The organism is Planotetraspora thailandica, from assembly GCF_016863335.1.
In the GTDB taxonomy this organism is placed as follows: Bacteria; Actinomycetota; Actinomycetes; order Streptosporangiales; family Streptosporangiaceae; genus Planotetraspora; species Planotetraspora thailandica.
In genome coordinates this window covers 161,552-174,349 of the sequence record NZ_BOOR01000021.1, presented here as the reverse complement: position 1 = coordinate 174,349, position 12,798 = coordinate 161,552, and the positions used below count along the sequence as shown (strand labels likewise).

12 protein-coding genes are annotated in these 12,798 nt (G+C 69.7%); 7 read left to right on the top strand and 5 right to left on the bottom strand.

Translation table 11 applies throughout. The features are described 5' to 3' along the window. The first annotated feature begins 33 nt into the window (after positions 1-33). A complete protein-coding gene (locus Pth03_RS16080) occupies positions 34-2,580 on the top strand; it encodes a DNA gyrase/topoisomerase IV subunit A (RefSeq protein ID WP_203945064.1) in 2,547 nt (848 codons plus the stop codon). 97 nt (positions 2,581-2,677) lie between these two features. Here Pth03_RS16080 and Pth03_RS16075 read toward each other — a convergent pair whose 3' ends face one another. Next, a complete protein-coding gene (locus tag Pth03_RS16075) occupies positions 2,678-3,043 on the bottom strand; it encodes a VOC family protein (protein WP_203945063.1) in 366 nt (121 codons plus the stop codon). Between the two features lie 117 nt (positions 3,044-3,160). Between Pth03_RS16075 and Pth03_RS16070 the strand changes: the two genes are divergently transcribed. The 4 genes from Pth03_RS16070 to soxR all read left to right on the top strand — a co-directional run bounded on the left by Pth03_RS16070 (position 3,161) and on the right by soxR (position 5,678). Further along, the gene (locus Pth03_RS16070; protein WP_203945062.1) at positions 3,161-3,670 is read left to right on the top strand and encodes a beta-class carbonic anhydrase; all 510 of its coding nucleotides are present in this window, start codon (positions 3,161-3,163) and stop codon (positions 3,668-3,670) included. Positions 3,671-3,797: 127 nt separating this feature from the next. Further along, positions 3,798-4,793, top strand: a complete 996-nt coding sequence (locus tag Pth03_RS16065; protein WP_203945061.1) for an SPFH domain-containing protein — start codon at positions 3,798-3,800, stop codon at positions 4,791-4,793. Between the two features lie 16 nt (positions 4,794-4,809). Continuing rightward, a complete protein-coding gene (locus Pth03_RS16060) occupies positions 4,810-5,130 on the top strand; it encodes a hypothetical protein (protein WP_203945060.1) in 321 nt (106 codons plus the stop codon). Positions 5,131-5,225: 95 nt separating this feature from the next. After that, positions 5,226-5,678, top strand: a complete 453-nt coding sequence (gene soxR / locus Pth03_RS16055; RefSeq protein WP_373318544.1) for a redox-sensitive transcriptional activator SoxR — start codon at positions 5,226-5,228, stop codon at positions 5,676-5,678. Positions 5,679-5,686: 8 nt separating this feature from the next. Here the strand turns inward: soxR and Pth03_RS16050 are convergent, their stop codons facing one another. Continuing rightward, positions 5,687-7,759 carry a DNA gyrase/topoisomerase IV subunit B gene (locus Pth03_RS16050; RefSeq protein WP_203945059.1) on the bottom strand — a complete coding sequence of 691 codons (2,073 nt, stop codon included), beginning with the start codon at positions 7,757-7,759 and terminating at the stop codon, positions 5,687-5,689. A gap of 245 nt (positions 7,760-8,004) precedes the next feature. On the opposite strand from Pth03_RS16050, the gene Pth03_RS16045 reads away from it, so the two are divergent. Then, positions 8,005-8,235: a DUF7455 domain-containing protein gene (locus tag Pth03_RS16045; RefSeq protein ID WP_203945058.1), complete on the top strand. Its 231-nt coding sequence runs from the start codon at positions 8,005-8,007 to the stop codon at positions 8,233-8,235. Between the two features lie 98 nt (positions 8,236-8,333). Here Pth03_RS16045 and Pth03_RS16040 read toward each other — a convergent pair whose 3' ends face one another. Next, complete coding sequence (locus Pth03_RS16040) at positions 8,334-9,071, bottom strand: GNAT family N-acetyltransferase (RefSeq protein WP_203945057.1); 738 nt, start codon at positions 9,069-9,071, stop codon at positions 8,334-8,336. 72 nt (positions 9,072-9,143) lie between these two features. Between Pth03_RS16040 and Pth03_RS16035 the strand changes: the two genes are divergently transcribed. Beyond that, the gene (locus Pth03_RS16035) at positions 9,144-9,893 is read left to right on the top strand and encodes a YaaA family protein (RefSeq protein WP_203945056.1); all 750 of its coding nucleotides are present in this window, start codon (positions 9,144-9,146) and stop codon (positions 9,891-9,893) included. Between the two features lie 6 nt (positions 9,894-9,899). Here the strand turns inward: Pth03_RS16035 and Pth03_RS16030 are convergent, their stop codons facing one another. Together Pth03_RS16030 and Pth03_RS16025 are read right to left on the bottom strand one after the other, a co-directional pair. Next, entirely contained in the window at positions 9,900-10,886 is a 987-nt protein-coding gene (locus Pth03_RS16030) for a hypothetical protein (protein WP_203945055.1), read from the bottom strand. Positions 10,887-10,955: 69 nt separating this feature from the next. Beyond that, a complete protein-coding gene (locus Pth03_RS16025) occupies positions 10,956-12,665 on the bottom strand; it encodes an RNA polymerase sigma factor (protein WP_203945054.1) in 1,710 nt (569 codons plus the stop codon). Between the last annotated feature and the right edge of the window lie 133 nt (positions 12,666-12,798).

Here is a 12,798-nt window from a genome sequence, read left to right as displayed (position 1 = left end):
CGACCACTCTCCGGCATCGGCACAATGTTCGACATGGCCCGACGGACGACCACACCCACCCCGGACGAGGAGTTCGAAGAGCGGATCGTCGATATCGACGTATCCGCCGAGATGCGGACGAGCTTCCTGGAGTACGCGTACTCGGTCATCTACCAGCGTGCACTCCCCGACGCCAGGGACGGGCTCAAGCCCGTCCAGCGCCGCATCCTCTACTCGATGAGCGAGCTCGGCCTGCGTCCGGACCGCGGCCACGTCAAGTCCTCCCGCGTCGTCGGCGAGGTCATGGGCAAGCTCCATCCGCACGGCGACGGCGCGATCTACGACGCGCTCGTGCGCATGGCGCAGCCGTTCTCGATGCGGCTCCCGCTGATCGACGGGCACGGCAACTTCGGCTCGCCTGACGACTCCCCCGCGGCGATGCGGTACACCGAGGCCAGGCTCGCCCCTGCGGCCATGCTGATGGTCCAGTCGATCGACGAGGACACCGTCGACTTCCGGCCCAACTACGACGGCCAGGAGACCGAGCCCGCGGTGATGCCGGCGGCGTTCCCCAATCTCCTGGTCAACGGGGCCACCGGCATCGCGGTCGGCATGGCGACCAACATGGCGCCCCACAACCTCGGCGAGGTCGTGGCCGCGGCCCGGCACCTGATCAAGAACCCGGACGCGACGCTCGACGAGCTGATGCGCTTCATCCCCGGGCCCGACCTGCCGACCGGCGGCTCGATCATCGGCCTCCAGGGCGTCAGGGATGCTTACGAGAACGGCCGCGGCACCTTCCGGATGAGGGCCAAGGTGACGATCGAGAACGTGACCCCGCGCCGCCGGGGCATCGTCATCACCGAGCTGCCGTTCAACGTCGGCCCCGAGCGCGTGGTCACGAAGATCAAGGAGCTCGTGACCTCCAAGAAGCTCAACGGGATCGCCGACCTGAAGGACCTCACCGACCGCCACAAGGGCCTGCAACTGGTCATCGAGGTCAAGAACGGCTTCAACCCGGAGGCCCTCCTCGAGGAGCTCTACCGGCTCACGCCGATGGAGGAGACCTTCGGCATCAACAACGTGGCGCTCGTCGACGGCCAGCCGAGGACGCTGGGGCTGCGCGAGCTTCTGTCGGTCTACGTCGAGCACCGCCTCGACGTCGTGCGCAGGCGATCGGCGTTCCGCCGCCGCAAACGGGAGGAGCGCCTGCACCTGGTCGACGGCCTCATCATCGCGCTGCTCAACATCGACGAGGTCATCCAGGTCATTCGCACGTCCGACGACTCGGCCCAGGCGCGGGCTCGGCTCATCGAGATCTTCGACCTGAGCGAGATCCAGGCCAACTACATCCTCGACACCCCGCTGCGCCGCCTCACCCGCTACGACAAGCTGGAGCTGGACCGCGAGAAGGAGACCCTCCAGGCCGAGATCGACGAGCTCACTGCGATCCTGTCGTCGGAGGACCGCCTGCGCCGCGTCGTGTCCGGCGAGCTGGCCGAGGTGTCCAAGACGTACTCCACGCCGCGCCGTACGGTGCTGCTGGAGTCGTCGAACGTCGTCAGGGCCGCCGCGGTGCCGCTCGAGGTCGCCGACGACCCCTGCCTCGTGCTGATGTCCTCGACCGGACTGCTGGCCCGTACGGCGGACGCCTCCCCGATCGGAGGCGACGGTGAGCGCACCCCGCACGACGTGCTGGTCTCGGTCGTGCGCTCGACGGTCAGGGGCGAGGTGGGCGCGGTCACGTCGGAGGGCAGGGCGATCCGCGTGTCCGTGGTGGACCTGCCCACGCTGCCGCCCTCGGCCAACCCGCCGTCCCTGGCGGGTGGCCACCCCGTGTCCGAATACGTCACGCTCTCGCCGGGCGAACGCGTGGTGGGGCTCGCCTCCCTCGACCCGGACGGGCCCGGCCTCGCCCTCGGCACCGCCCAGGGCATCGTGAAGCGGGTCGTGCCCGAATATCCCGCCAACCGGGACGACTTCGAGGTCATCGGCCTGCGTGACGGCGACACCGTCGTCGGCGCGGTCGAGCTGACCTCCGCCGATCACGACCTCGTGTTCATCACGTCCGACGCCCAGATGCTGCGTTTCCCGGCGTCGCTGGTGCGCCCGCAGGGCCGCCCGGCCGGGGGCATGGCGGGCATCCGCCTCGAAGGGGACGCTCGGGTGGTCTGGTTCGGCTCGGTCGACCCGGCCGTGGAGGCGCGGGTCGTCACGGTCGCCGGTTCGGCGACCGCCCTGCCCGGCACGCAGACGGGCGCGGGCAAGGTCTCGGACTACGCGGACTTCCCGCCGAAGGGCCGGGCGACCGGCGGCGTGCGCGCTCAGCGCTTCCTCAAGGGCGAGGACACGATCCTCCTGGCGTGGGCGGGCGCCGCTCCCGCCAAGGCCGTCTCCTCGACCGGCAAGCCCGTCCCGCTGCCCGAAGAGCTGGGCCGCCGTGACGGCTCCGGCATGCGGCTCCTGCACGAGATCGCGGCCATCGGCGGCGCCCTCGGGGCTCAGCCGTACGACGTGAACGCCCACGAGGCCGCGGCCGGAACCGCGGAGAGCGGCCTGGACGGCGCCGACGTTCAGGCAGAGCCCCCGCAGAGCTTCTGAAGCCCGCCGCCGCCCGGCCTCGCCCGACCCGGGCGGGCCGGGCGGGCCGAGCGGCGGACTCGGTGACCCCACTCGAATCCGTCTGCGGCCCCGGAGATCAGTCGACCGCGCAGAGGCAGAACGGGTGTCCCGCGGGGTCGAGGAAGACGGTGAACCCCTCTCCGGGCTGGTGGGCATGCTTCACGGCGCCGAGCTCCTGCACCTCGGCCTCCGCCTTCGCGAGGTCGTCGACGAGCAGGTCGAGGTGGAGCTGCTGCGGATGGTCGGGGTCCGGCCAGACAGGCGGCTTGTGGTCGCTCGCCAGCTGGAAGGCCAGCCGGATCGGCCCGCCGTCCGACAGCGTGACCCAGTCGTGCTCGATTCCGATGATCTGCCAGCCCGTCACGGCGGCGTAGAAGTCCGAGAGCGCCTTCGGGTCGGGACAGTCCAGCACGATCGATCGCATCCGCGCGATCCCGCTCATCGTGTACCTCCTTCTCGGGAACACCGGCCATGACCCTACATCGGTGCCATTGATCGGATCCCGGCTAATACGCACCCCGCCAAACTCCCGAAATGGGCATACGGCACCATGCATGACATGACCGGTGCTTTCGATGATCTGCTGGCCGCCAACGAGACGTATGCGAGCACGTTCTCCAACGCCGAGCTGACCGGGCGGGCCGCCCGGGGGCTCGCCGTCGTGACGTGCATGGATTCGCGCATCGACCCGCTCGGCCTGCTGGGGCTGGGTGCGGGCGACGCCAAGATTCTGCGCAACGCGGGCGCGCGGGTGACCGACGACGTGCTGCGCACGCTGGTCCTCGCCGTCTACCTGCTCGGCGTCGACCGGGTGCTGGTGATGCCGCACACCGACTGCCGGATGTCGAAGTCGACCGACGAGCAGGTCCACGAGCTCATCGCGGCCGAGCACGGCATCGACACGCGAAGCCTGGAATTCCAGACCGTACGCGACCAGGAGGCTACGCTCCTGCACGACGTCACGCGCATCATGACCAGCCCGTTCCTGCCCAGGGACCTCACGGTGGGAGGCGCGGTCTACGACGTGCACACCGGCCGGCTGCGGCTGGTCGACACCCCGCGGCCCTGACCCCTTCGTACGGCACGGGCTGAGCCGTACGAGCTGGAACCCCTGATTTCGCTGCTACGTTCTCCTGCTTGGTGGATCACTATGGTGATCCACCGCACATCCCCTCAACGCTCCCAAGGAGCCGTCGATGCCCAGCAACACAGCCCGAGCGGGCGGCGGATCACGAACCTTCCGCAGGGCCGCCATCTTCGTCGTCATCGCCCTGATCGTCATCGCCGTCCCCACCTCCATCGGGGCGTTCAACAGCTTCGAGCGGACCAGCGGCGGTGAGGTGGCCGTCGTCCGCAACGGCGGACTGCTCGACGACAACAAGGTCCGCCAAGTCATCGACCCCGCCTCGGGCGTCACCTGGGTCGGATGGTGGTCCCAGCTCCACCGGTATCCGGCGCAGCAGCGCTTCTACACGATCACGTCGGTCGGCCGGGGCGAGCGCTCCGGCGTCGACGTGGTCACCGTGCCGAGCGGCGACGGCGTCAACATGGGCATCGAGGGCACGGTGTACTTCGCGCTCAACCTCGACCACGCGGCGCTCAAGTCGTTCGACGACAAGTTCGGCACCCGGACGTACCGCAGCGCGTCCGGCGGCACCTACTACCCGTGGGACGGCGACGCGGGCTGGTCGGCCTTCCTCGACCAGATGGTCCGCCCGGTCATCGACAACGACCTGCGGACGGAGGTCAACAACTTCCGCTGCGCCGAGCTCGTGTCCTCCTGCACCCTCGTGCAGAACAACACCAATCAGAAGACGTCGCTGGAGCAGCAGGGCAACAACGCCAACATCGCGAAGATCCAGGACGCGGTGAACACGAGCCTCGCCGAGGACTTCAAGTCGACGCTGGGCGGGGAGTTCCTGACCGACATCCACTTCAACCTCTCCCGCGTCACCCTGCCGCCCGAGGTTCAGGCGGCGGTCGACAAGGCGCAGGCCGCCTTCGCGCAGGTCACCGAGGCCCAGGCCAAGGTCGCCTCGGCCCGGGCCGAGGCGGACGCGAACAAGGCGCGCCAGGACGGCTACAACAAGTGCCCCACGTGTGCCGAGATCGAGAAACTCAAGGCGCTTCCCCAGGGCATCACGGTGTACGCCCCGGGCAATACTGGTGGCGTCGCACTCCCCACGAAGTAAAGGGGCCCGGGACCCGATGCGGATTTTCGCCCTCCCAGTGACGCTGATCATCGTCGCCGGCCTCATCTACGTCCTGGTGCTGCTCCTTCGCGGGGCGCGCCGCGACAGGCGTGCCGTGCCCGCCGAGCCTCGCTGGGAGGTCGACACCGTCATGGAGAACGGCTGGACGCTGGTCGTCGTCAAGAGGATCGCTCACGACCGCGGCGGCCCCGTCGAACTCGCCAGGCAGACCGTGCGGGCCATCCCCGACGACGACCCGCACTGGGACGAGCGCTATCGCGAAGCCCTCGTGGAGGCGCGTTCCCGGGCCACCACGCTGTCCATCGGCTCGGACTGAGCGGCCGCCGCCCAGCCGCATCGTCGAAAAGGGTGAACCGGCCCTCGCCGGCGAAACAGAGTTCAACAATGGTTCAGGCCGGTTAGCGTGGGGGCGTGACCCTGTCCTGGCAGACGCGCGAGCTGACGGTCGGCGAGCTGGCGGAGCGCAGCGGCGTCGCTCCGTCTGCTCTGCGTTTCTACGAGAGGCAAGGGCTCATCACGAGCCGCCGCACCCACGGCAACCAGCGGCGTTTCTCCCGGGAAACCCTCCGCCGGGTCGCGTTCATCCGCGTCGCCCAGCGGGTGGGCATCCCCCTCACCCGGGTCAAGAAGGCGCTCGCCCTGCTCCCGGACGAGCGCACCCCCACCCGTGAGGACTGGGAGAAGGTGTCCCTCTCCTGGAAGGACGACCTGACCAGCCGCATCGAGCAGCTCCAGCGCCTGCGCGACGACCTCACCGACTGCATCGGCTGCGGATGCCTGTCGGTCGACCGGTGCGCCCTGGCCAACCCGCGCGACACCCTCGGAGACGACGGTCCCGGCCCTCGGCGCCTGATGACGCCCTAGCCGTACGGCTAGGCGTCGATGTGGTCGCGGTCGATCTCGGCGGCGCTGCCGACGATGAACTCGCGCCGGGGGCCGACGTCGCTGCCCATGAGGAGGTCGAAGATGCGCTCCCCCTCCTCGGCGTCCTCGATCCTGACGCGGCGCAGGACGCGCTGACGCGGGTCCATGGTCGTCTCCGCCAGCTGGTCGGCGTCCATCTCTCCAAGGCCCTTGTAGCGCTGCACAGGGTCCTTCCAGCGCTTGCCCCGCCGCTCGAGGTCGCGGAGCACCTTGTGCAGCTCCGCGTCCGAGTACGTGTAGATGTACTTGTCCTGCCCCTTGCCGGGGTTGGTGACCTCGATCCGGTGCAGCGGCGGAACCGCGGCGAACACGCGGCCGGCCTCGACCATGGGCTTCATGTAGCGGTGGAACAACGTCAGCAGCAGGCAGCGGATGTGCGCCCCGTCGACGTCGGCGTCCGCCATCAGGATGATCTTTCCGTACCGGGCGGCCTCGATGTCGAACGACCGGCCCGACCCGGCCCCGACCACCTGGATGATCGCGGCGCACTCGGCGTTCTTCAGCATGTCGGCGACGGACGCCTTCTGCACGTTGAGGATCTTGCCGCGGATCGGCAGCAACGCCTGGAACTCCGAGTCGCGGGCGAGCTTCGCGGTGCCCAGCGCGGAGTCACCCTCGACGATGAACAGCTCGCTGCGGTCGACCGCGTCGCTGCGGCAGTCGACGAGCTTGGCCGGCAGCGCCGAGTTCTCCAGGGCCGACTTGCGGCGCTGGTTGTCGCGGTGCTCGCGGGCGGCGATGCGGGCCTTGGCCGCGGCGACCACCTTCTCGAGCATCGCCCGCAGCTGCAGCTTCTGAGCGCGCTTGGGGTTGGCGAACTGCGCCTTGAGCTCGCGCGACACGACGTGGGCCACGATCCTGCTGGCCGCGGCAGTGCCGAGCACCTCCTTGGTCTGCCCCTCGAACTGCGGCTCCGGCACCCGTACGGTCACGACGGCCGTGAGCCCTTCGAGGATGTCCTCCTTGGTGACCGGGTCGTCGCCGTTCTTGAGTAAACGAGTCTCCCGGAGCTGCTCGTTGATCGTGCGCACGAGCGCCCGCTCGAAGCCGGCCACGTGGGTGCCGCCCTTGGGGGTGGCGATCACGTTGACGAACGAGCGCACGGTCGTCTCGTAGCCCTTGCCCCAGCGCAGCGCCACGTCGACGGACAGCTCGCGCTCGACCTCGGTGGGCGTCATGTGCCCCTGCTCATCGAGCACCGGGACGGTCTCGCGGAAGTGCCCGTCGCCCCCGAGCCTGAGCACGTCGCACACCGCCTCGTCCCGGGCGAGGAAGTCGGCGAACTCCCCGATGCCGCCGTCGAAGCGGTAGGTCTCCTCGACCGTCTCCTCGCCCCGCGCGTCGCGCAGGGACAGCGTGAGCCCGGGCACCAGGAAGGCGGTCTGGCGCAGCCGCACGTGGATCTCGTCGACCGAGACCTCCGCCTCGGGAAGGAAGATCTGCCGGTCGGCCCACCACCGGACGCGGGTGCCCGAGGTCGTGCGGCGGGCGGCGCCGCCGTCGCGCAGCCCCGACTTCTTGCGGAACTTCGCGGTGGGTCCGTCGCCGTCGAAGACGCCGGGCACGCCCCGGCGGAAGCTGATCTCGTGGGTCCGCCCGTCCCTGTCGACGTGGACGTCCAGGCGGGACGACAGCGCGTTGACGACGGAGGCGCCGACGCCGTGCAGGCCTCCGGAGGCGGCGTAGGACCCACCGCCGAACTTGCCGCCGGCGTGAAGCTTGGTGTAGACGAGCTCGACTCCGGCGAGCCCGGTCTTCGGTTCGACGTCCACCGGGATGCCGCGCCCGTCGTCGCGGACCTCGATGGATCCGTCGGCGTGGAGCTCGACCTCGATGTGGGAGCAGAAGCCGGCCAGCGCCTCGTCGACCGAGTTGTCCACGATCTCCCATAGGCAGTGCATGAGGCCGCGGGTATCGGTGGATCCGATGTACATGCCCGGGCGCTTGCGGACGGCCTCGAGGCCTTCCAGCACCGACAGATGGCGGGCCGTATAACCCGTCTCCGCGCTAACCGCCGTCACACCGAACTCCTACTTATCAATCGAACACGCGTGCGCAGCTTACCGCCACCCACGTTTCTACGCGTACAAGCTTGCCAGGCACAGCTGAGAGCCCTGCACTTCAGCTGTGATCCGCATCACTTTTCGGATCATTCCGCTCTCGGCGTAGTCGGGCCACGGTTGGGAACGCCCTCATCGGGTTAGATGTTGTGCCAAGTGACTGACGCCAACGTCCCCACGCTGTGGGGCGACCCGAAAGGCGATACGTGACTGGAGCTCTCGCCCCCATCAAGCCGCTGACAGCCCTGGACCGGTGCGACCGGTGCGGTGCTCAGGCCTACATCCGCGCGACCCTGCCCGTGGGTGGGGAGTTGCTGTTCTGCGCCCACCACGGGCGTCAGCACGTGACTGCTCTGCGCGACAAAGGTGCTGAGATCCAGGACGAGTCGGCCCGACTCAGTGAATCCCCCTCGACCGCCCCTGACGACGAACGCTGATCCGGCGGACGCTGATATTCGACCGGTGCGGCCGGGGATGATCCCTCATCCCCTGGCCGCGCCGTCGGCGTCTCTCGGCAGACGACGGCCGGCGCCGCTCAGGGCCGGACCCGATAGTGATACCTCGCGACCACGCCGAAACCCTCACTCTCGTAGAGGGCGCGGGCTCCGGCGTTGCGCTCCGTGACCACGAGATAGGCGTGGCTCGCACCCTGTTCGCCGCCCCAGGCGAGCATCGTGCGCAGCACCGAACCGCCCAGCCCGCGGCGGCGCGCGGCGGGCAGTACGGCCATGCAGTAGATCCCGAGCCATTCCCCCTGGGGAACGGCCCGGCCGACCGCCGATGCCCGCTCCTGGGACGCGTAACCGGCCTCGACGCCGCGCAGGATCCGCGCGGCCCATTCCTTCGCTGTGATCTCCCCGCCGTCCGGATGACGCCCACCGTCGACCTCCCACCATGTGTCCAGCCACCGCTGGGACGGCGCGTGCTCGATCTGCGCCTCCGCCGGCCTGCCGGAGCCTGCCGTCGCCGGGGCCGTCATCACGAGGGTGGGGTCGACCAGCCGGTAGCCCCGGCTCTCCAGTTCGGCGTCCAGGCCTGCGGGCGCGCCACCGCCGATCGAGAAGACGCATGGCCCGCCCAGCCGCGCGTAGAAGGCCTCCGCCTCGTCCACGGCCCGGGACAGATCGTCGGGCTCCCCCAGCGGCAGCACCGAATTGGCCCGCTTGGTCACCCCGCCTGCGTGCCGGAACGCCCAGTTGCCCCACTCGGTCCGGTGCGCGGCCGGCCACGCCTCGTCGACCAGCCGATCAAAGAGTGAAATGCCCTGATCCATGGCGTGAGAGTAGCTCCGATCGGCGGAGGCGGCCGCCGTGCCCGCCGGCGGGAGGGCCTAAGCTGCGGAATCGTGCTCATCCTGCTGCCCCCTTCGGAGGGGAAGGCGCCCAGGGGAACGTCGAAGCTCAGGCGGCTCAGCTTCCCCGAGCTGGCCTCCCCGCGTGAGAAGGTGCTCGACGCCCTGATCGCGTTGTCCGGCTCCGCCGACGCGCTTCCTGTGCTCGGTCTCTCGCAAGGCCAGGCGGACGCCGTCGCCCTCAACCGGGAGTTGCGCACCGCCCGGGCCCTGCCCGTAGCCGATCTCTACACCGGCGTCCTGTATGACAACCTCGGCCTCGGCTCGTTGCCTCCGGACGCCAGGCAGCGGGCGGTCCGGCGCATCGTGGTCTTCTCGGGACTGTGGGGGCTGCTCCGGATCACCGACAGGATCCCGCCGTACCGGCTGTCCATGGGCGTACGGCTCCCGCCGATGGGCGGCCTCGCCGCGTTCTGGAAGCCGTCGATCACCGCCGCCCTCACCCCGGTCAAGGGGCTGGTCGTCGACATGCGTTCATCCACCTACGCGACGGCCTGGCCGACCGGCGAGCGCGGAGTGGCCGTGCGCGTCCTACGCGAGGCCGGGGGCGCCAGGACGGTCGTAAGTCACATGGCTAAGGCGACCCGGGGAGCCGTGGCCCGTTCGCTCGTCGACAGTGCCGAACGCCTGCGCACGCCCCAGGAGCTCGCCGGGTTCCTCCAGGAGCGCGGCTGGCGGGCCGAGCTCCAAGAGCCGCCGTCTCCCGGCAGGCCGTGGACCCTCGACGTCATCGTCGACGCCTGAGCTCTCTCAGCCGGACACGGAATCGGCGACGACCTTGAGCCGATCGCACGCACGGAGGTAATGCTGGCCCGGGTCGCCGAGGTGCGACCACGGCCGCTCGCTGAACCTCCCCGCGGTCCTCACCAGGTGTCCCCTCGCGGGCCTGCGGAGATCGGTGAGGAAGAACGCGGCGCCGAACGCGTTGTGCGCCTCAATCGCCCTGGGGTGGGCCCCTCCGAGCCGCCGCTCCGACCACCGACCCGAGGCGGCGACCATCTCCCGCTGGACCTCGAAGGAGAACCAGCCGCCGCGGGTCATCCGGGTGCGCCCGGAGGCCACGAGTTCGAAGTGGGCGAGTGGCACGAGCGCCGGCAGGGGGCTGCCCTCAGGTGCGCGCTCCGCGCCCGCCCTCGCGAACTCCAGCATCTCCTGGGAGCTGCCGCCCCAGTCGGGTGACAGAGTGATCATCCGGACGACGGCCCCGCCGTACAGGGCCGGCCAGCGGCGCGAGCACTCGAACCAGACCGCGTCCTTGTCCGCCCTCGGGCGGTCCAGGCCGAGGGCCAGCCACATCAGGCTCTCCCATGGCACCGGATCGCCCGGCGCGAGAGCCGCCGCCGTCAGCAACGGCCGGCGGCTCCGCTCCATGGCCTCGTGGTAGGTCCTCAGCCGACCGGCCTGTGCGGCTCTCGCCCGCACGTCGGGCTTGAGCGCCCACGCCTCTTCGATCCTGGTACGGCCCAGCCACAACCACAGGTCCGGATTGGACTGGTCACGGGCGACGAGCGCCTCGATCGACCGGCTCGAGCCGACCGCGGCGCGCGAAAGCGCCTCCACCCGCAGTGATCTGACCTCAGGGTCCGTCCTGCTCGCCAGGAGAGCCGAGGCCCCCGCCTCTAGGACTCCCCTGGGGGCGGCCTGCGCCGCCTCGTCGAGCATGGCGTCCGCCCACGGACGGCCTGAGATCGATCGTGGCCCCCGAGCACGTGCTCGATCCACTTCGATCACACCCATGAGGCCGGAGCCTAGGAGTGCCGTAGTGCGCGGAATGCTACTGCGGTGTTACAGAGAGGTTAAAACCGATCAGTCGAGATAGTCGCGCAGGACCTGCGAACGCGACGGGTGGCGCAGCTTCGACATCGTCTTCGACTCGATCTGTCGGATGCGCTCACGGGTCACGCCGTAGACCTTGCCGATCTCGTCAAGGGTCTTCGGCTGCCCGTCGGTGAGCCCGAACCGCATCGAGACGACGCCCGCCTCCCGCTCGGACAACGTGTCCAGAACGGAGTGCAGCTGCTCCTGCAGCAGGGTGAAGCTGACCGCGTCGGCCGGGACGATCGCCTCGGAGTCCTCGATCAGGTCACCGAACTCGCTGTCGCCCTCCTCGCCGAGGGGGGTGTGCAGCGAGATCGGCTCGCGGCCGTACTTCTGAACCTCGATGACCTTCTCGGGGGTCATGTCGAGCTCGCGGGCCAGCTCTTCCGGAGTGGGCTCGCGACCGAGGTCCTGCAGCATCTGCCGCTGAACACGGGCCAGCTTGTTGATCACTTCGACCATGTGGACCGGGATGCGGATGGTCCGCGCCTGGTCGGCCATGGCCCGGGTGATCGCCTGCCGGATCCACCACGTGGCGTACGTCGAGAACTTGTAGCCCTTGGTGTAGTCGAACTTCTCGACCGCGCGGATCAGGCCCAGGTTGCCCTCCTGGATCAGGTCCAGGAAGAGCATGCCGCGGCCCGTGTACCGCTTGGCCAGCGAGACGACCAGACGCAGGTTGGCCTCGAGCAGGTGGTTCTTGGCCCGGCGGCCGTCCTCGGCGATCCACTCCAGCTCGGCCCGGACGTCGACGGGAAGCTGCTCTCCATCGCTGGACAGCTGCTCCTCGGCGAACAGGCCCGCCTCGATGCGCTTGGCGAGCTCGACCTCCTGCTCGGCGTTGAGCAGGGGGACCTTGCCGATCTGCTTGAGGTAGTCCTTGACCGGGTCGGCGGTGGCTCCGGCGGCCGCGACCTGGGCCACGGGCGCGTCGTCATCGTCGTCGGTGAGGATCAGGACCTCATCGTCGGACTGAACGACGACCTCGGCCTTGGGCTCGTCGGCGTCGCCCTCCGCCTCCGTGTCGGTCTCGGCCTCGGCGTCGGTGTCGCCGTCCGCCTCGATCTCGACGTCCTCGACGTCCAGCTCGAAGTCCTCGATCTCGACGTCGCCCTCGAGTTCGAGATCTTCCTCGTCCTCGGCGACGTCGGCCGACTTCGGCTTCGGCTCCGCCTTGGCGACCTTGGACTCGGGCCCGTTCGCCGGTGCGGCGGGCTTGTCCTTGGCGGCGGGAGCGGCCTTCTTTGCGGCAGGCGCCGTCGCCGCGGGCGCCTTCGCCGGAGCGGCCTTGGCGGCTCCCGGCTTGGCGGCCGCCGGCTTGGCCGGCGCCTTCTTGGCCGCCGGCTTCGCGGGCGCGGAGTCGGTCACCACGGCGGTGACGGTCTCCGGCTGCGTCTCCTTGGCGGCCGCGGATTTGGTGGTCTTCTTGACGGGCGCGGTGGTGCGACGCTTGGCTTGTCCTCGGGACCGCTTGGGCGCCGCGGAGTCAGCCGCGGTGACCACGACGGTCACACCCTCTTTGCTGAGGCTACGCAGGAATCCAGCGGCGTGCGACAGCGGGATGTCCGCTTCCTCGAAGGCCTTGCGGACATCCTCGGACTCGAGGAAACCCTGCGAGCGCCCACGCTCGAGGAGCTGCTGAATCACTGGCTCGTTCAGCTCCGACGGCTTCGAGCGAGTCGAACTTGCAGGCGACACGAACACCTCTCGAACGAACGCATGACGGGAATGGACCCAGTGCTTCTTCTTTTCCGGTGGTGAGGCCGCGCGGACCGCGACATGCCATTGTGGCACGCCACGGCACGTAATACGGCCGCGTACCGCCGGTTGC

What these genes read in the sequence shown, in the direction of transcription:
- Pth03_RS16080 (WP_203945064.1), top strand. Translation starts at nt 34, where the DNA reads ATGGCCCGACGGACGACCACACCCACCCCGGACGAGGAGTTCGAAGAG.
- Pth03_RS16070 (WP_203945062.1), top strand. Translation starts at nt 3,161, where the DNA reads ATGACCGGTGCTTTCGATGATCTGCTGGCCGCCAACGAGACGTATGCG.
- Pth03_RS16060 (WP_203945060.1), top strand. Translation starts at nt 4,810, where the DNA reads ATGCGGATTTTCGCCCTCCCAGTGACGCTGATCATCGTCGCCGGCCTC.
- Pth03_RS16065 (WP_203945061.1), top strand. Translation starts at nt 3,798, where the DNA reads ATGCCCAGCAACACAGCCCGAGCGGGCGGCGGATCACGAACCTTCCGC.
- Pth03_RS16030 (WP_203945055.1), bottom strand. Translation starts at nt 10,886, where the DNA reads ATGGGTGTGATCGAAGTGGATCGAGCACGTGCTCGGGGGCCACGATCG.
- Pth03_RS16075 (WP_203945063.1), bottom strand. Translation starts at nt 3,043, where the DNA reads ATGAGCGGGATCGCGCGGATGCGATCGATCGTGCTGGACTGTCCCGAC.
- Pth03_RS16040 (WP_203945057.1), bottom strand. Translation starts at nt 9,071, where the DNA reads ATGGATCAGGGCATTTCACTCTTTGATCGGCTGGTCGACGAGGCGTGG.